The sequence below is a fragment of the Rhizobium sp. ZX09 genome, from assembly GCF_017357485.1.
In the GTDB taxonomy this organism is placed as follows: domain Bacteria; phylum Pseudomonadota; class Alphaproteobacteria; order Rhizobiales; family Rhizobiaceae; genus Agrobacterium; species Agrobacterium pusense.
In genome coordinates, this window is sequence record NZ_CP031363.1 from 1,431,307 (window position 1) to 1,449,928 (window position 18,622).

17 protein-coding genes are annotated in these 18,622 nt (G+C 60.0%); 2 read left to right on the forward strand and 15 right to left on the reverse strand.

The window, feature by feature from the left end; translation table 11 throughout:
* Positions 1 to 337 precede the first annotated feature (337 nt).
* The 12 genes from BTN45_RS07100 to BTN45_RS07155 all read right to left on the reverse strand — a co-directional run bounded on the left by BTN45_RS07100 (position 338) and on the right by BTN45_RS07155 (position 14,308).
* Positions 338 to 991, reverse strand: a complete 654-nt coding sequence (locus BTN45_RS07100) for a protein-L-isoaspartate(D-aspartate) O-methyltransferase (protein ID WP_022556269.1) — start codon at positions 989 to 991, stop codon at positions 338 to 340.
* A complete protein-coding gene (gene surE / locus BTN45_RS07105; protein WP_004442133.1) occupies positions 988 to 1,758 on the reverse strand; it encodes a 5'/3'-nucleotidase SurE in 771 nt (256 codons plus the stop codon). Before surE ends, BTN45_RS07100 begins: the two co-directional genes overlap by 4 nt.
* A gap of 173 nt (positions 1,759 to 1,931) precedes the next feature.
* On the reverse strand, positions 1,932 to 3,215 hold the full coding sequence (serS, locus tag BTN45_RS07110; protein WP_004442134.1) for a serine--tRNA ligase: 1,284 nt from the start codon (positions 3,213 to 3,215) through the stop codon (positions 1,932 to 1,934).
* 101 nt (positions 3,216 to 3,316) lie between these two features.
* The gene (gene tatC / locus BTN45_RS07115; protein ID WP_022556270.1) at positions 3,317 to 4,120 is read right to left on the reverse strand and encodes a twin-arginine translocase subunit TatC; all 804 of its coding nucleotides are present in this window, start codon (positions 4,118 to 4,120) and stop codon (positions 3,317 to 3,319) included.
* Entirely contained in the window at positions 4,117 to 4,863 is a 747-nt protein-coding gene (gene tatB, locus BTN45_RS07120) for a Sec-independent protein translocase protein TatB (RefSeq protein WP_207589535.1), read from the reverse strand. The genes tatC and tatB overlap by 4 nt, the downstream gene beginning before the upstream one ends.
* 56 nt (positions 4,864 to 4,919) lie before the next feature.
* The gene (locus BTN45_RS07125; RefSeq protein WP_003509722.1) at positions 4,920 to 5,126 is read right to left on the reverse strand and encodes a twin-arginine translocase TatA/TatE family subunit; all 207 of its coding nucleotides are present in this window, start codon (positions 5,124 to 5,126) and stop codon (positions 4,920 to 4,922) included.
* A gap of 130 nt (positions 5,127 to 5,256) precedes the next feature.
* Entirely contained in the window at positions 5,257 to 5,991 is a 735-nt protein-coding gene (gene scpB / locus BTN45_RS07130) for an SMC-Scp complex subunit ScpB (protein WP_207589537.1), read from the reverse strand.
* The gene (locus BTN45_RS07135; RefSeq protein ID WP_006698852.1) at positions 5,984 to 6,829 is read right to left on the reverse strand and encodes a ScpA family protein; all 846 of its coding nucleotides are present in this window, start codon (positions 6,827 to 6,829) and stop codon (positions 5,984 to 5,986) included. Before BTN45_RS07135 ends, scpB begins: the two co-directional genes overlap by 8 nt.
* Before the next feature lie 55 nt (positions 6,830 to 6,884).
* A complete protein-coding gene (gene nagZ / locus BTN45_RS07140) occupies positions 6,885 to 7,901 on the reverse strand; it encodes a beta-N-acetylhexosaminidase (protein WP_113380567.1) in 1,017 nt (338 codons plus the stop codon).
* Between the two features lie 261 nt (positions 7,902 to 8,162).
* Positions 8,163 to 11,192: an SPOR domain-containing protein gene (locus BTN45_RS07145; protein ID WP_207589539.1), complete on the reverse strand. Its 3,030-nt coding sequence runs from the start codon at positions 11,190 to 11,192 to the stop codon at positions 8,163 to 8,165.
* Between the two features lie 66 nt (positions 11,193 to 11,258).
* Positions 11,259 to 13,016, reverse strand: a complete 1,758-nt coding sequence (gene argS / locus BTN45_RS07150; protein WP_004442158.1) for an arginine--tRNA ligase — start codon at positions 13,014 to 13,016, stop codon at positions 11,259 to 11,261.
* 74 nt (positions 13,017 to 13,090) lie between these two features.
* Positions 13,091 to 14,308 (reverse strand): deoxyguanosinetriphosphate triphosphohydrolase, encoded by a 1,218-nt coding sequence (locus BTN45_RS07155; protein ID WP_004442160.1) that lies wholly within the window; start codon positions 14,306 to 14,308, stop codon positions 13,091 to 13,093.
* A 215-nt stretch (positions 14,309 to 14,523) separates the two neighbouring features.
* Between BTN45_RS07155 and erpA the strand changes: the two genes are divergently transcribed.
* Positions 14,524 to 14,856, forward strand: a complete 333-nt coding sequence (gene erpA, locus BTN45_RS07160) for an iron-sulfur cluster insertion protein ErpA (RefSeq protein ID WP_022556278.1) — start codon at positions 14,524 to 14,526, stop codon at positions 14,854 to 14,856.
* 276 nt (positions 14,857 to 15,132) lie between these two features.
* Complete coding sequence (xth, locus tag BTN45_RS07165) at positions 15,133 to 15,930, forward strand: exodeoxyribonuclease III (RefSeq protein ID WP_004442163.1); 798 nt, start codon at positions 15,133 to 15,135, stop codon at positions 15,928 to 15,930.
* Between the two features lie 35 nt (positions 15,931 to 15,965).
* Here xth and exoR read toward each other — a convergent pair whose 3' ends face one another.
* From exoR to BTN45_RS07180, 3 genes are all read right to left on the reverse strand, one after another.
* Positions 15,966 to 16,760: an exopolysaccharide production regulator ExoR gene (exoR, locus tag BTN45_RS07170; RefSeq protein ID WP_004442165.1), complete on the reverse strand. Its 795-nt coding sequence runs from the start codon at positions 16,758 to 16,760 to the stop codon at positions 15,966 to 15,968.
* Between the two features lies 1 nt (position 16,761).
* The gene (locus BTN45_RS07175; RefSeq protein WP_234704062.1) at positions 16,762 to 17,055 is read right to left on the reverse strand and encodes a hypothetical protein; all 294 of its coding nucleotides are present in this window, start codon (positions 17,053 to 17,055) and stop codon (positions 16,762 to 16,764) included.
* Between the two features lie 268 nt (positions 17,056 to 17,323).
* A complete protein-coding gene (locus BTN45_RS07180) occupies positions 17,324 to 18,613 on the reverse strand; it encodes an OmpP1/FadL family transporter (RefSeq protein ID WP_004442167.1) in 1,290 nt (429 codons plus the stop codon).
* Positions 18,614 to 18,622: the final 9 nt, after the last annotated feature.

The following is an 18,622-nucleotide window of genomic DNA, read 5'->3' on the forward strand; positions in this document are numbered from 1 at the left end:
CTGATTTTCCGATTTTAGACGAATGTCTCATACGCATGACTCGATCTACACTGACGCCAACCCGCCGCATCGAGATCGATCCGGCACAAATTTCAATTCTTGCAAGGCCCATTTCCCGAGGTGGGGAAAACCATGCGTCGATGTTTATGATTAAAGCGCGTTAGTGTTACCACGCCGTTAAAACGTTAAGCCGTTTGGCGCTTTTTTGACACTTCGATAACCATGACGAAGAGAGGATGCGCCATGACGAAACAATAAAATCTCTTAAAATCAGATGTTTGCGAAAATTCAGAACATTAGGAGACCAAAATACAATGTCTCGAAAATTTTCATTTTGTCACAAATGACGCGCAATATGGGTGCTGAGCGGCAGGTAGGGCGCCTCGAACAGTTCTTCCTTCTCGAAGCGGCTGCCGGTCTTGGAAAAGCGCGTCATCACGCAGCGATCACCTTCAACGATGATCGGCGCGATCATCATGCCGCCGGAAACGATCTGCTCGGCAAAGAAACGGGGCATGGTGGTGAACGCCGCCGTGGAAACGATTCGGTCAAAAGTGCCCTCACCCACCAGGCCGTTGCTGCCATCCGCCTGGCGGATGACGACGTTGCGGATTGCAAGATCATCGAGACAGTTTTGCGCCTGCTGCACCAGCGTCTTGTACCGTTCCAGCGAAAAGACGCGCTCAACCCGGCGGGCAATGATCGCCGTCATGAAACCGCTGCCGGTACCGATTTCCAGCACGCGCTGGCCGGGTTTCAGCTGCAGGCGGGCGAGGATTTTCACCGCCATGTCGGCCCCTTCCATGAAGGAACCGCAGTCGATCGGGATGGTGCGGCTGGAATAGGCGTCGGCGGCAAATTGCGGCGGCACGAATTTGGATCGTGGCGTCTGCTCAACCGCCGTCAGCAGGTCGAGATCGGAAATCCCCTCGCCCCGCAAGCGCAGAACGAGAGCTGCAAAACCTTCCTTTTCGACCATGGCAGATTTCAATCGGCGACTCCGAATCCAAGCGCTTGCGCAACCCGATCCTTCACCGTGTAATCCGTCAGGTCAAGCTTCAGCGGCGTGACGGAAATCTTGCCATGCTTTAAGGCGTGGATATCGGTGCCTTCGCGGAAGGTGCCCATGCGTTCGCCGAAACGCAGCCAGTAATAGGGAAAACCGCGGCCATCCTGGCGTTCTTCCACCGTCAGGCCGAAATCGAGCTTGCCCTGCCCCGTGACGGACACGCCCTGCACATCCTTTGGCGCGCAATTGGGAAAATTGAGATTGAGGAAGGTGCCGTCAGGCAGATCGACATCGATGAGCTTGCGAATGAGATCGGGCGCATAGGTCTCGGCCACCTCCCACGGCACGACGCGGCCTTCGGCATGGCTAAAGGCTTGGCTGAGCGCAAAAGACCGCACGCCCTGCAGCGTACCTTCAATGGCGCCGGCAATCGTGCCGGAATAGGTCACGTCATCGGCCATGTTGGCGCCGGCATTGACACCTGACAGGACGAGATCCGGCTTTTCCGGCAGAACCTCGCGAATGCCCATGATAACGCAATCAGTCGGCGTGCCACGCAGAGCGAAATGCTTGTCGGAAACCTTGCGAAGACGCAACGGCTCGGACAGCGTCAGGGAGTGAGCAAGCCCGCTCTGGTCTGTCTCCGGCGCAACGATCCAGACGTCGTCGGAGAGCGTGCGAGCGATACGCTCCAGCACGGCCAGCCCTTCGGCGTGGATACCGTCGTCGTTTGTCAGCAAAATCCGCATGTTTTCCTCCCGCTCTTCATTTTGCTCAGGCAGAACACTCCCCGAACCGTCATCCCGGCCTTGAGCCGGTATCCAGTCGACGCGCGACTGCGCCACGGGAATAGTCCTTTTCAGCCCAACGACTTGGGCTGGATGGATGCCGGATCAAGTCCGGCATGTCGGCATCTTTGAAATCAAGCCGCCTTTTCGATCCGCGTCAGACCGCCCATATAGGGCAGCAGCACATCAGGAATTGTGACAGAGCCATCGTCGTTCAGGTAATTTTCGAGAACGGCGATCAGGCAGCGGCCGACAGCCGTGCCGGAACCGTTCAGCGTATGCACGAACTTCGTCGCCTTGTCGTCCTTGCCGCGATAGCGCGCATTCATGCGGCGCGCCTGGAAATCGCCGCAGACCGAGCAGGACGAGATTTCGCGATAGGTATTCTGACCGGGCAGCCACACTTCCAGATCGTAGGTCTTGCGCGCGCCAAAGCCCATGTCACCGGTGCAGAGCGTCATGGTGCGGAAATGCAGGCCCAGCCGCTTCAGCACCTCCTCGGCGCATGCCGTCATGCGCTCATGCTCGGCGACAGCGCTTTCCGCATCCGTGATGGAGACGAGCTCGCACTTCCAGAACTGGTGCTGGCGCAGCATGCCGCGCGTGTCACGGCCTGCCGAACCCGCTTCCGAGCGGAAGGACGGTGTGAGTGCGGTGAAACGCAGGGGCAGCTTTTCCTGCTCGAGGATTTCGCCGGCCACGAGGTTGGTCAGGGTCACCTCCGCCGTCGGGATCAGCCAGCGGCCATCGGTGGTCTTGAACAGGTCCTCGGAGAATTTCGGCAATTGCCCGGTGCCGAACATCGCCTCGTCGCGCACCATCAGCGGCGAGGAAACTTCGGTATAGCCATGTTCCGAGGTGTGCAGGTCGATCATGAACTGGCCGAGCGCCCGCTCCAGCCGCGCGAGCTGGCTGGTGAGAACGGTGAAACGCGAACCCGAAAGTTTGGCGGCCCGCTCGAAATCCATATAACCAAGCGCTTCGCCGATTTCGAAATGTTCCCTGGCCTCATGGTTCCAGCCGGGCTTCTGGCCGACGACGCGGGTCACCACATTGTCATGCTCGTCCTTGCCATCGGGCACATCGTCGAAGGGCATGTTCGGCAGGCGCGACAGGGCGTCGTTCAACTCGGCGGTGACCTGACGGTCCTCCTCCTCGGCGCGCGGCATCTTGTCCTTGAGGTCGGCGACCTCGGCTTTAAGTTTTTCCGCAAGCTCCATGTTCTTCTGCGCCATGGCGGCGCCGATTTCCTTGGAGGCGGCATTGCGGCGGGACTGCATGTCCTGCAGGGACTGGATGACGGAACGGCGCTTTTCATCGAGCGCGATCAGACCTGCGGCCGCAGGCTCCGCGCCACGGCGTGCGAGCGCCGCGTCAAAAGCTTCGGGGTTTTCACGTATCCATTTAATGTCGTGCATCGTCGTTCCAGACCGTTGTTGCATCACCGATGTTTTACAGCAAAACGCCGGGCAGAAGCCCGGCGCGAGGAGATGTCTTGAGCGGCGAGACCTTCGAAAACTCAGGTCTCCTCCAGCTCCGTGCTTGCGGATTCCGCAGCGCGCTTCCTCTCCACGAGTCGAGCCATGTAGATGGAAATCTCGTAGAGAATGATCGCAGGCAGTGCAAGACCGATCTGGGACATCGGGTCCGGCGGGGTCAGCACGGCGGCGACCACAAAGGCCATGACAATCGCGAACTTGCGCTTCTCACGCAGCCAGTCGCTGGTCAGAAGGCCCACGCGCGCCAGAAGCGTCGTAACCACGGGCAGCTGGAACACCAGACCGAAGGACAGCACCAGCGTCATGATGAGGCTCAGATATTCCGACACCTTCGGCATCAGCGAAATCGCAACCTCGCCATCTTCTGGCAATTGCTGCATGGCGAGGAAGAACCACATGACCATGGGCGTGAAGAAGAAATAGACGAGCGCCGCTCCGATGAGGAACAGGATCGGCGATGCGACGAGGAAGGGCAGGAAAGCGGCGCGCTCGTTCTTGTAGAGGCCGGGTGCCACGAATTTATAAAGCTGCGAGGCGATCACCGGAAAGGAGATGACCATCGCGCCGAACATGGCGACCTTGATCTGCGTGAAGAAGAATTCCTGCGGCGCGGTATAGATCAGCGACGACTTCGTCACATCAAGGCCGGCCCAGAGAACCGCCCACTTATAGGGAATGACAAGCAGGTTGAAGAGATGCTTGGCAACGGCAAAACAGGCGATGAAGGCAACGAAGAACGCACCCAGCGACCAAATCAGCCGTGTGCGCAGTTCCATCAGATGTTCGATAAGCGGCTGCGGCTTGTCCTCGATGTCCCCGCTCATGCTTCATCCTTTTTGGGCTTTGCAGCCTTGGTTCTCGCCGGCTTCACCGGCTTGGCATCGGCGGCCACGACAGGCTTTTCAGCCACGACTTTCCTGGCGGCCGCTTTTCTCGCGACGGCTTTTACGGTCGGCTTTTCAGCTGAAGTCTCCGTCGAATTGACAGCAACGGGTTCGGACGCCGCGACCGCTTTGGCGCGGCTGGCGCGTTTCGGCTTGGCGGCAACCGCTTCCGCCTCGACGGCCGCAATCGATTTAGCCCGGGCACGCTTCGGCTTTTCCGCCGGCACGACCGGTGCCGCAACGGGGGCGCTGGCAGTCACGGGCGGGGTATCCGGCAGCTTCATCTCAGGCTCGGGAATGCTGACGAGCGGTGCAACCGGCTCACTGGTCGCCGGTGCTGCGGTCGACGTAGCAGGCGAGGATGACAGGCCCTCAGGCGGCGTGGTCGCCTTCTGAAGATCGGACTTGATCTCTTTGCCGAGCTGGCGAAGCGGGTTCATCGCATCACGCAGCGAGTTGGTCGGGTTGAGATTGCGGACATCCGATATGGTCTGGCGCACATCGTCCATGTCGGCCTCTTTGAGGGCCTCATCGAACTGGGTACGGAAATCCCCCGCCATCTTGCGAAGGCCAGCCATGGTCTTGCCAAAGGCGCGGATCATGGGCGGCAAGTCTTTCGGCCCGACAACCACGATCAGTACGACCGCAATCACCAGCAGCTCGCTCCAGCCGATATCAAACATCAATATGCTCCCGAGACCCTAACGCGCGTCAGTCTCAAACCAAACGGCAGGGCCGCTTACTTGATCTCGTCAGCCTTGTGGTCGACGGTCTTCGTGTTGGCATCGGCCGGCGGCGGCGTCTGGTCTTCGTCAGCCATGCCCTTCTTGAAGCTCTTGATGCCCTTGGCGACATCGCCCATCAATTCCGGGATCTTGCCGCGTCCGAATAGAACGAGAACGATCACCAGCACGATGAGCCAATGCCACACACTAAAAGAACCCATAACTGAAACTCCTGAATTTCGCTTTCAGACGATGTAAGACGTTTGAAAGGCTTTTTCAAACAACAAATTGCCGCTTCAACAGGGTGTGAGCATAAAGTTTTTGCGTCGTGTCGCCCGCGCGATAACGATCTCAATCGTCGCCGTCGCCACCACCAGGCGCAAGCAGGCCCAGCTCTTCCAGATCAAGTTGCGTGATCGGGTCTTCATCCTCACGCAATTCGTCGCTCATCATCGGCAGGGGCACGCCGAAATTGGAAGGTATGCGGCCGGAAAGCAGCCCTGCTCCCTTCAGCTCCTCGAGCCCCGGCAGGTCGCGCAATTCCTCGAGGCCGAAATGGTCGAGAAACTCAACCGTGGTACCGATCGTCACCGGCCTGCCGGGTGTGCGCCTGCGGCCACGAAACCGGACCCAGCCTGCCTCCATCAAGACGTCAAGCGTGCCGCGCGAGGTCTGAACACCGCGGATTTCCTCGATTTCAGCGCGTGTGACCGGCTGATGATATGCGATAATCGCCAGGACTTCCAGCGCCGCGCGAGAGAGCTTCTTCGGTTCCTTTTCCTCGGCGCGGATGACGAAAGAAAGATCGCCGGCAGTGCGGAAGGCCCATTGCCCGCCCACCTGCACGAGATTGACGCCCCGGCCCGCATAGGCGGCTTTCAGATGCTGAAGAACGGCGTCGACATCGATGCCGCGCGGCAGGCGCTCCGCAATGAAACCCGGAGAGACCGGCTCGGCCGAGGCGAAAACCAAAGCCTCGGCGATCCGCTCGGCCTCTTTCAACTGGCGCTCGGAAAATACCGTGGGTTCTAGTCCCACCCCATCCGTCGCGATCGTCGCCTCGGCTGTCTCATCATTATCAGTCATCGTCAGTCCTCTCGGCGACCGCCGCACGATCATCCCTCGTGCCACGGCGCATATAGATGGGCTGGAAAGCGCCCTCCTGCCGGATTTGCAGCGTACCCTCGCGCACAAGTTCCAGTGACGCGGCAAAGGCGCTGGCGATCGCCGTCACCCGCATCGCGGGATCGGGGACATATTGCAGCAGATATTGATCGAGCGCGGTCCATTCTCCGACATCGCCGAGGAGACCGGTTAAAAGCTCCCGCGCCTCGACCAGCGACCAGACCTGCCGTTTTTCAATGGTGACCTGGGTGATCGCCTGTCTCTGCCGCAGATTGGCGTAGGCGCTGAGCAGGTCATAAAGGCTCGCCTCGTAGGCAGAGCGGTTGATGTGCGGAATATGCTCCGGCGCGCCGCGGGCAAACACATCGCGGCCGAGCTGGGCGCGGTTGACGAGGCGTTCCGCCGCCTCGCGCATCGCCTCCAGCCGCTTCAGCCGGAAGGCAAGGGTTGCGGCCATTTCCTCACCCGAGGGGCCGTCATCCTTGGATTGCTGCGGAATGAGAAGCTTGGACTTGAGGAAGGCGAGCCACGCCGCCATGACCAGATAATCGGCCGCCAACTCGATACGCACGCGCCGCGCGCTTTCCACGAATTGCAGATATTGCTCGGCAAGCGCCAGCACTGAAATGCGCGACAGGTCCACCTTCTGCGTGCGGGCAAGATGCAGCAGCAGATCGAGCGGGCCTTCGAAACCCGCGACATCGATGACCAGTCCGGCCTCACCCGTCAGCCGCTCCGGCGTCACATCCTGCCAGAGCTTGTCCATCGGTGTCGAATTGCGAGATTTGTCTGCGGCCATCGTTCCATCCGCCGGAGCTTCCGGCCTTGATCCCGAGTAAGCGGCCGCCCGACTATCAGGAAACGGCCCACATGGCGTTGAATTCGGCTCTCAGTTCCGCTTCGTCGGATGGGTCCGCAGTCGGGAAACCCGCTTCAACTGCCCGCACCCGCTCCAGCGACCGGCCGGAAAGAACGGGAACCTCTTTCACAACCTCGAGCATTTCACCCATCACGCCGTTGCAATGCAAGACTATATCGCAGCCGCCAGCAACAATATTCGCAGCTCTTTCACCCAGCGTGCCCTTCAACGCGTTCATCGAACTGTCGTCGGACATCAGCAGGCCGTCAAATCCGATCCGCCCGCGAATAATCTCCTCGATCACCTTCGGTGATGTCGTCGCCGGCCGTTCGCGGTCGACGGCGTTGAACACAAGATGCGCGCTCATCGCCATCAATTCGCGGTTCAGTGCCCGGAAGGGCACGAAGTCATGCGCATCCAGCTCATCGAGCGGCACGTCGACCACAGGCAGTTCATGATGCGAATCCACCATGCCGCGACCATGACCCGGCATATGTTTCATGACAGGCAGCATGCCACCCGCCTTCAGCCCGTCGGCCGCCGCCTGCCCCATCTCGGCCACCATGGTCGGCGTATAGCCATAGGCACGGTTGCCGATGACATTGCTGGCGCCTTCCACCGGCACGTCGAGCACCGGCAGGCAATCGACATTGATGCCGAATTTCATCAGGTCAAACGCGTGCAGTCGCGACATCAGCCAGGCGGCACGCAGACCGGCACCCCGGTCGCGCTCATAGATTTCACCGAGAATGCGGGCATTCGGATAAGCCTGCAGGATCGGCGGCTTGATACGCTGAACCCGTCCGCCCTCCTGATCAATCAGCACCGGCGCATCTGTCCGCCCGACGGCATCGCGCATGGCGGCGACGAGATCGGTGATCTGCTGCGGCTCGCCAATATTGCGCCCGAACAGGATGAAACCCCAGGGCTGCTCATCTCGGTAAAGGGCAATCTCGTCGGCAGTCAGCGAAAGCCCGCTGCATCCGAGGATCATAGCTTTGCAATCGGTCATGGTGTCACGCCTGTTACAGAATAGATGGGAAGAACTTTGCCTGCTCCTCGGCCAATGCCGGGGCAGCGACGTTTACCGTCCGTCACCCCGGCCTCCGAGCCGGGGTCCAGCGCGATCAAGTCCTTGATCGCGTAAGACTCGTTTCACGGCGCAGACGCGCCGTGGCTGGATGCCGGATCAAGTCCGGCATGACGGAGGTTAGCTGCTCCGTCACTGTCGTTAGACAATCAGCGCCGGGGTACTACCCCCGGCGCATCTCTGTCACCGCGCCACCAGGCAGCTGCCACCGGCCGAACGGAACTTTTCGCACAGCGCCACGGCTTCGTTCTTGTCACCGGCCGGGATACGGACGCGGTAGAAGGTGCCCTTGCCGGCGATTTCGGCAGCCTTGATGTCGACGCCGCGTCCACCGATGACCGAGCCGAACTTGGCCGACATGTTCTGGTAGGACTTCTGCGCTTCCGCCTGGCTCGGCAGCGACGCGATCTGGATATAGTAGCCACCGGCGGACGGCGTGCTGGTCGCAGCCGGCGTAGCGGCTGCGGTCTGCTGCTGCGCGGCCTGCGGCTGAGCAGGCGCAGTCGTCGTCGGACGAACATTGCCCTGATTGGTCACCGTCGCCACGACGTTTGCGGGCTGCGAGGACGGACGTGTTGCCGGAAGCGGCGCGGCGGACTGCGCAGCCGGCTTGGTGGCGGCAGGCGTGTTGGCCTGCGGCTGAGCCTGTTCCGGCGCGACCGGAACCCGCGATGCGGCGATGACGGCGGGAGCGCCCTCACCCGGCTTGGCGGTCTGCGGCGCAGCAAGTTCCTCGACCTTGTCAGCCTTCGGCGGCTGGGCTGCCGGCACCTCGACTTCCTGTGCGACAAGCGTGCCGTCAGGCTTGACGATCATGGTGCGAACCTTGCGCGGGGAAACGCCGGTCGCGGCCGAACCTTCGTTCTGTGCGGCCTTTTCTTCCGGCGAAAGCAGGCGCGGATCCTCGGTCTCGCCAACCGGCGTGCCAGCGGCGTCCATATCGGCGTCGTTTTCGCCTTCCAGCGGCAATTGTTCAGGAATCAGAGTCCGCTGAACCACGTCCACGGGCTGTTCGTTGCTGGAAATCAGCGCCGGCTGCTTCGGATCGGCAGCGCTGCCGCCGGCAACGCGATCATAAACCGCCTTGTCCTGGTTCGGCACGACACGACCGCCCGGATTTTCCGGCACGACCTTCATCGGGTCGTTATCGGCGGAGATGATGACCGGCGCGCCGTTGGAACCGGTGCTCGACGAACCGCCGGAGACCAGCGCGTAAACACCGCCGCCGATCAGCACCAGGCCGATGGCAGCCGCAACCGGCATGATCCAGCGGCGACCGCCGCGTTCATCCTCATCACGATAAGCAGCCTGATGGTCGACGTACGTATTTTCGGGCTCGCGAGGCGCATTGCCACGGGAAGCGGCAGCCTCCTGCATGGAGCGGCGGAAATCCTCTTCCAGCGCCCGTTCGAACTCGTCGGCCTCTTCCGGAGCCTGAACAGGACGAGCCTGGGCAGCTCCGCGGTTTTCCGCGTGCTTGTGGCGGTCGAGACCACCGGCAACAGCAGGAGCGAACAGCGTCGCAAGCTCGGTGTCGATGTCGAGGTCTTCCTCATGGCGGCGGGGAGCCGGCTTCGGCTCAAAAACGCCAACCGGCAGTTCCGGTACATCCATCTCGACGATGGTTTCCGGATGCTCTTCCGTCTCACCGATCTGCGAGGGATCGAAAGGCAGGCTTTCCAGCGTCTGTGGCGCGACAGGCTGGGGAGCGGCCGGGCGCGGCTGAACCGGAGCGGCAGCAACGGCAGCAACAGGTGCGACAACGGGCGCAGGCCGGGGCTGCGGTGCGGGCTGCACCTTCACCGGCTGCGGTGCGGGTGCATGAACGGCCACCGGCGCGGCCGGCTGCTGGCGAACCGGCTGCGGTGCAGGCGCTGGCGCGACCTCCGCTTCAGCGATGTCGGACAGATCCAGATCGAGATCGAGATCGTCAAGCGCAAGCTCGAAATCATCATCGTTGAAGCCGGCGAAATCAAGCTCCTCGGCGGGTGCTGCGGGCGCTGCATCGGCAACCGGCGCTGCCTTCACCGGAGCGGCAGTAACCACGGGCGGTTCAACCTTGGCAGCCTGCGCTGCGGGGACCGCCTGCACGAGCGGCGCTTCACCGCGACCGGGAATGGAATATTTCGCGACGTCGTAAATCAACTCATCCATCGGCGAGAGATGTTTCGCCGCCGGCTTCTCGGCAGCCTCAAACGTCAGAGGCTCTGCGGCAGGCGTAAAGACCTCGGCGACCGAAGGCGTGAAGGATGGCGCGGTCTCTTCCGCCTGGACGACGGCAGGCACGGGAGCGACTTCGACCTGCGGCTCTACCCGGGCCGCGGCAGGCTGCCGTTCGGAGCGCGGCTCAACCCGCTTCGGGTCGGCAGCCGAAACATCGCGGCGGGCGCCGAAATTGGCAAGCGGCAACCGCAGGCTCGAAAATTCCAGCGAAGACCGGCCGCCATGCGATGGCGGACGAACGGAAATCGGAGCAGGCGCCTGTTCGGCCACGGCGATTTCCACTTCATCGGCGAGATCGAGGCTCTGGGACTCCGGTGTAGCAGCATAAGCGGCGGCAGCAATATTGCTGGAGACATCTGCCGGAAGCTCCGGCATGGCGTGCCATTCCGGCTGGACGGGTTCCGCGGCCTGCGGCTCTTCCCATGCCACCTGTGAGGCAGCCTGCTCGTAGACCATCGGCTCGGCAGGACGCGCCTGGCGCGAATGCACATCGAAAACTTCAGCCACCGCGCCGGCATCATCGCGGAAATCCGCCCGGATATCCTGCGTGGGGGTTTCGACGTAATTGTGGATATAGGCCTCATTGACCTCTGGAAGCAGCTCTTCCGCTGCTTCGGGAGCGAATGTCACCTCGGGTTCCGGTTCAGCTGCCGGCGCAAGTTCGGGCTCGCGGCGAGCGAAAACGGATTCGACCCGCTGCATGAAATCGCTTGGATGGATGCCTGCACGAACATCGTTTGCCGGATCAAGAACGATCGGATCGGCATGCGGCGCATCGTAAACCTCGAATTCCCGAAGCAGCTCGTCCTCGAGATTAAATTCGGGTTCGCGGCGGCCAACCGGTGAGGCAGCGCGTGGCGCAGCTTCGGAACCCGCATGCGAAGGACGATCTTCGAAGCCGACGATACGCGCCAGTTCTGCCAGAGGATCGTTGTCAGCGAAGCCTTCGGACCGGGCGTCCCGGTTATACGCGACATTTTTTTCGACCATTACGTGTTCCACCATCTACGCATTGCAGCTCTTGCCAGCGTATTGTGAGCAAATAATGGTGAGATGTTATCGCATTTCGTCAGGTGCGTCCGCTCCTAAAAGCGTCAGTCCAGACCTCAGAACATTCGCGACAGCATTCACCAGCCCAAGTCTGGCAATGCTCAATTCTCGGTTTTTATCGTTAATAAAACGTAATTCCTGATGGTCTTTACCCTTGTTCCAGTGTCCATGGAAGGAACTGGCGAGATCATAGAGGTAAAAAGCAAGCCGGTGCGGCTCATGCGAAAGGGCCGCGGATTCGATCAGGCGCGGATATTCCGCGAGTTTTGCAACCAGCTGCAACTCATTGATATCGCTGATCAAAGATACAGATGCCGCCATCTCCTCAGCCGAAGGAGAAAGCCCCGGAAACGCTTCCTGCGCCTGCCGGAAGATCGACATTGAGCGGGCATGCGCATATTGCACGTAAAAGACCGGATTATCCTTCGATTGTTCGGTCACTTTTGCAAAATCGAAGTCCAGCGGCTCGGAATTCTTCCGATAAAGCATCATGAATCGCACCGGATCGCGACCCACTTCGTCGACAACGTCGCGCAGGGTCACGAAGTCGCCGGAGCGCTTCGACATCTTCACCGGCTCACCATCGCGGAACAGCTTGACGAGCTGGCACAAAAGAACCGTCAGCTTCGACTTGCCCTCGGAGACGGCGCGCGCGACGGCTTCCAGACGCTTGACGTAACCGCCATGGTCGGCGCCGAGCACATAGATCATCTCGGAAAAACCACGGTCGAACTTGTTCTTGAAATAGGCGACGTCGGCGGCGAAATAGGTGTAGGAACCGTCCGACTTCATCAGCGCGCGGTCCATATCGTCGCCCACTTCGGTGGAGCGGAACAGCGTCTGTTCGCGGTCTTCCCAGTCATCGGGCAATTCGCCCTTCGGCGGCGGCAGCGTGCCCTTGTAGACATGGCCCTTGAAGGTGAGGTCGTTGATGGCCGAGAGGATCGGCCCGCCATTGCCCTCATGCAGCGTGCGCTCCGAGAAGAACACGTCGTGCCGGACGTTGAGAAGCGCCAGATCCTCGCGGATCATCGCCATCATCGCGTCGATCGCCTTGTCCTTGACGATAGGCATCCACTTTTCTTCAGGCATAGCGCGCAGCTTGATGCCATATTCATCGGCCAGCGCCTGGCCGACGGGAACGAGGTAGTCACCGGGATAGAGACCGGACGGGATGGTGCCGATATCTTCGCCGAGCGCCTCGCGATACCGCAGGAACACCGAACGTGCCAGCACATCGATCTGCGAGCCGGCATCGTTGATGTAATATTCCTTTGTGACGCCGTAACCGGCGAATGCGAGCAGGTTCGCCAGCGTGTCGCCGACCACGGCGCCACGGCAATGGCCGACATGCATCGGGCCGGTCGGGTTGGCCGAGACATATTCGACGTTGATCTTCTGGCCCGCACCGATGGTGGAGCGGCCAAAATCGATACCCTGGTTGATCATATCTGCCAGCAGACGCTGCCAGTAACCAACCGACACCTTGAGATTGATAAAGCCGGGACCCGCGACATTGACGCTATCGACATCGCCATCCGCCTGAAGCGCCGGCACGATGAGTTCGGCCAGGGCGCGCGGGTTGGTGCCGAGCGGCTTGGCCAGCACCATTGCTGCATTGGTGGCAACGTCGCCGTGGCTGAGATCACGCGGGGATTCGACGGTAATTCGACTGAAATCGACCTTTTCGCGGTTCTCTTTCACGAGGTCGAGGGTCTCGAGCGCGTTTTTGATCCTGGTATCGAAATCGGCAAAAATGTTCATCGTTCCAACCTGCGCGAAGGGCTTCTGTTCATGTCCGGTATTTTAGCCGGTCGGCTTCGCGATCGCCCGCTGCCCTATCTCAAATCGGGGGTGTGGTCAAACAGCCGCTGGTGGGCGCGCAGTGCATAACTATCGGTCATGCCGGCGAGATAGTCGCCCACATGCCGGGCTTTTGCGGCCACGCTCATGCCGGAAATGCTGTCTACCCAGTAGTGGCTCTGCATTTCCGCCGGCGTTTCCATATATCGGTGGAAAAGATCGGTGACGATCTGCGTCGCGCCGGCGCGAATGCGCATGATGTCCGGGTGCCGATAGATATGGGCAAACAGCAGCTTCTTGATCTGCCTGTCAGTCTCCGCCATCTCGGGCGAAAAGGTGGCGACGGTAAAATCGGCGGCCCTGATGTCGGCAGCCCGCTGCGGCTTCAGCCGGGCAAGATTTTGCTGCGCCACGCCGATCACATCCTCAACCATGTGAGTGATCTGGCGGCGCATGATCTCATTGGCGAAACGTTCCTTGTCGAGCACGGGATATTTCGCCCGCACCTGCGCCATCAAGCCGCTGAGGAATGGTACCTCCTCCAGCATCTCGAAGGTGAGATAACCGGCGCGCAGACCGTCATCGATATCGTGGGTATTGTAAGCGATGTCATCGGCAATCGCCGCCACCTGCGCCTCAAGGCTGGCATAGCTGCCGATCTCGAGATCCTGCAACTCGCAATATTCGAGGATGGGCAGCGGAACCGGCCCCTTGATCCCCTCACCCTTCGCGTTCACCAGCGGGCCATTATGCTTGACGAGACCTTCCAGCGTTTCCCAGGTCAGGTTGATGCCGTCATATTCGGCGTAGCGGCGCTCCAGCTTGGTGACGATACGCAGCGACTGTGCATTGTGGTCAAACCCGCCATAGGGCAGCAGCACCGCATCGAGCGCGTCTTCGCCGGTATGGCCGAAAGGCGTGTGGCCGAAATCATGCACCAGCGCCACGCCTTCAGCCAGATCCTCGTCCAGCTTCAGCGCGCGGGCCAGAGCGCGGGCGATCTGCGCCACCTCAATGGTGTGGGTAAGCCGCGTGCGGTAATGGTCTCCGTCGGGGCTGATGAAGACCTGCGTCTTGTGCTTCAGGCGGCGAAAGGCTGTCGTGTGGACGATGCGGTCCCGGTCACGCTGGAATTCGGAACGCGTCAGGCTTCCTTCTTCCGGAAACAGACGCCCGCGCGTCGTCCATGGATCCGAGGCGAAAACCGCCCTCTCCCCACTTCCGAAACCCAATGCGCGCTGGTCTATGATCATGCATCCACCTGTTGACTTCTTATGGCCGCGACTTCCTTTTGGGCTCGGCCATTGACCTTTTCATTCACCCTTCATACCTATCGCAGAGGTCAGCGCAAAGCATCATCGCCGCGCAGACGCCCTCACACAGGCTATAGACCGTTAATTTGACCGGTTTATAATAGTGACAACGAGATTATTGCTCTCCGGATCTTGACCCCGGCAGGAGGAACGACATGGAAAACAGCGACATTACCCTTTCGGAAGCAGCGGCAAAGCGAATCGCCCAGATCGTCGCCGCCGACGCCGGCAAACAGGCGCTGCGCGTCTCCGTCGAAGGCGGCGGTTGCTCGGGCTTCTCCTATAAGTTCGATCTGGCCGAGAACCCCGCCGATGACGACATCGTGATCGCCCGCGGCGACGCCAAGGTGCTGATCGACAGCCTTTCGGTCGTCTATATGGCGGGCTCTGAAATCGACTTCGTCGATAATCTGCTTGGCCAGTCCTTCCAGATCAAGAACCCCAATGCCGTGGCAAGCTGCGGTTGCGGCACCAGCTTTTCGATCTGAGTGAAACGGCCCGCGGCTCTGCCTCAATGCTCTCAGCTTTAAGGTGATCCGCGTCCTCTCCTGCCTCATCCCTGTCTCCCCGCCGCGCAGACGCGCGTCGGCTGGATTGCTGTAACAAGCACAGGAATGAGGGGGTAGAGACATGACGCTGACTTCGCGGCCCAGTTCACTCTACCAACCTCCCCTCTATCCACCACATCCTCGCCACCACCTTCCAAAAACGGTGGCAATCGCTTTTGCATCGGGTAAAAGTACCCTCACAAAAGGGAAACTCCGATGAAGATTGCCACCTGGAACATCAACGGCGTCAAGGCGCGCATCGAAAACCTCTGCCAGTGGCTGAAGGATTCTTCGCCTGATATCGTCTGCCTTCAGGAGATCAAGTCGGTCGACGAGGGGTTTCCGCGGCTGGAAATCGAGGCGCTTGGTTATCACGTCGAGACCCACGGCCAGAAGGGCTTCAACGGCGTTGCCCTGCTTTCCAAAGTCAAGCCCGATGAGGTCAATCGTGGCCTGCCGGGTGATGATGCCGACGAGCAGGCGCGTTTCATCGAAGGCGTGTTTTCCGTCGACGGTGGCGCCATCCGCGTCTGCTCGCTTTACCTGCCAAATGGCAATCCGCCTGACGATCCGGTCAAATATCCCTACAAGCTCGCCTGGATGGAGCGGCTGCGGCGCTTTGCCGAAGATCGCCTCGCGTTCGAGGAGCCGCTGATCCTCGCGGGGGACTACAACGTCATTCCGGAACCGTTCGATTGTCACGACCCCCGCGTGTGGGAAGGTGACGCGCTGTTTCTGCCGAAGACCCGCGCAGCCTTCCGCAAGCTGGAGAACCTTGGCTTCACCGATGCCGCACGCGCGACGACGGATGAAGCAGGACTATATTCCTTCTGGGATTATCAGGCCGGCGCATGGCCGAAAAATAACGGCATCCGCATCGACCATCTGATGCTGTCAGCCGAAGCAGCCGACAGGCTGGAATCGGTCAGCATCGAAAAACATGTGCGTGCGTGGGAAAAACCATCCGACCACGTGCCGGTCTGCGGTTACTTCGATTTCAGCCCCGCTGGCTGACAGGCCATCTTTACCGAGCTCTGGCGCGGCAATTTTCAATCCGGATCGTCAATCCGCATGGTCTGCGCCATTGCGATTGCCGCACGGCGATCGTTCTCACCCGCCAGCGAAAAGGCCTGCTCCTGCAGGTTCTGAATCCAGGTACAGTCCGCCGCCGTGCATTTATCCAGCGCCGCCGTCATGAAGGCGAGGCCCTGCGTCGTCTGGCCTTCCTGGAAGATCAGGTTGCCGAAAATCGACATGGCGCCGGCATGGCCGTGTTTGCGGGCCTGGTTGAGCCATTTCTTTGCCTGCTGCACATCCGCGCGGCCACCCTCGCCGGCAAGAATCATCTCTGCCAGACGGAACTGGGCCTCAGCCACACCGAAGGTGGAAGCAACCTGGAAATAAAGCTGCCGGGCCTGTGAAAGGTCCATTTTGACGGGGCTTCCGGGAATGCCGTGGCGGTAATAATCAGCGAGAGACAGCAGCGCATTGACGAAAAAGCCCGTATCCTCCGATCCCGGCTCGACACCCTGATTGGCGATTTCGCTGTAGATCTTGAAAGCTTCGAAGTCGTTCTTGGCGACGCCATCGCCATAGGCATACATGTTGGCAAGCGCCCAGCGCGAGCCTGTATGGCCCTTTTCGGCCGCGTAGCGATAGGCCTCGACAGCTTCACCCTTGTTGCCGTTCTTGTAGGCCTTGAAGCCGAACTTGAACAGGTCGAAGGGGCCGGATTCCTTGGTCACGCCCGCATTGATGTCAAAAGCCGCGGCAGGCATTGCGAGCGACGCAAGCAACATGCCCATGAGGAGCGGCTTTAAAACGTTGGCTTCACATTTCAGCATTTCAGCGAACTTCTCTCACTCTTCCCGGCATATAGCCAATACTTGCGGAATACTGCAAAGCCGAACCCCGCCGGGTCGCGATTTTTCGAACACACTGCGTCTTTCCGGCAGCACTTTCCAGCGCACCACCGGTGGTCTCCTGCGGCAATTGCCCAAATTTTCCAGTTAGACAGATATAGGCATAATTTCCGGCAATATAACGGCGTTCCGCCATCCACCGGTCAGCGCCAAACAAGAAATCCGGATGAAATTCCCGTATTACTTGCTTAAACCCTGAATCCAAACCTGTTTTCACTTTCTGCAACCCCGCGTGCCCACATCAAACGCCTGCATGTTCTTCCGATCCCGCTGCCCTAAACATAAGCCAAGCACCCTGTTTGTGGCGGGAAATGGACAGATATGCTCACATTCCAACGCGACCCCACGCTTGCAGAAAAGTGTTGCCAAATCGTCACAAAACTTTCGGGCCAGAAAATTTTATCGAGAAGGAATCATAGTCGGACATGAAAAAAGGCCCGGTTGGTAAACCGGACCTTTAATTTAGCATCAGCGAAAGGATCAGATCAGAACTTGACCTTCACACCCGTCGAGATGGCTGCCACGAGGTCGTTGCCGAAATCGTAGCCTGCCTCGTTGCCGCAGGTGAAGCCAGCGCCGCAGGGTCCGCCATTGATGGAGGAGCTGCCCGAGGTCAGGAGGCCGAGAGCACCGGCAATCTTGAACTCGATGTTCTTGTTGGGCGAATAGACAATCTGCGTGCCGAGCGTCCACGTATCTGTCTGGGTGCCGATGACCGTGGACGTACCGCGATCCCAGGTCAGGCTGACGGCTCCGCTCCACTGTTCGTTGAACTTGTGACCAACGCCGCCGGAGATCGTCCAGCCGTCGCGATAGAACAGGTCAAGCGTGTTCAGGGTGTCTGCGCCACTTGGGACGCAGGGAGATGTGCCGACCGCGCAGAAAGGAATGACCTGAATCTGGCTCCAGTCTGTCCACTTCACGGAACCGAAAGCAAGCCAGTCTGGCGCTATGCCGGATTGAACTTTTAGTTCGATGCTGTCTGGCATGGAAACAGAGCCATAGATCGGCACGAGCTTGCCGCCGTATTTTGCAAGCGTCGGAGATATGGACGGCGGTGTCTGTGGGATCCCTCTAACATCGGCGAAGCCGGTCAAATCGTGATCGACAGCGCTGTTATAAACAAGGCTGGCGCGGAACGCGATCTCGGGAATCTCGTAGGCCATGCCGGCGCGCCAGCCCCAGCCGTCACCTTCCATCTCAAGTTTGCCGACGCCGCTGAAGCTGGACCAGGCCGGATTGAGGCCCAGAACGGCCGGCCCGAGAACCTGACGATACTTATAGCCGCTCAATTCCTGATAGAAGCCGCCGCCGATAATCGAGAAGTCACCCTTGCCAAGATCGAACTTCACCCGGCAGGTGGTCGCGTAATTGTGCGACTTGACCTTGGTTTCGATATTGTAGCTCGATCCCTGCCAGATACCGGGATTGAGATGCGCGCCCCAGGGCTGTGAATAGTCGAACATGCAGTCGCCGAAATCGCCGATCGATGCCTTGGCCCCGATGCGGGTCGACCAGAAGTTTTCGGAATCATCTGCCGTCCTGGACCAGGATGCAGGCAAGGGACCACTTTTCAGCGGATTGTCCCGCGCATTCTCTACCTTGCGCTGCGGTGCGACGAAGGTCGCGGAGCTGTCGAGAACGTAATCGGACGGATCGAACAACAGATCGATATTATAACCGCCGCGCTCGAGACCGCCGGCCAGTGAAGGCGTTACCGCCGCGATGCTGACTGCGAAACATACCGCGCCGCGAAAAATTGCAGTTTTTGCCATCTCTCTCCC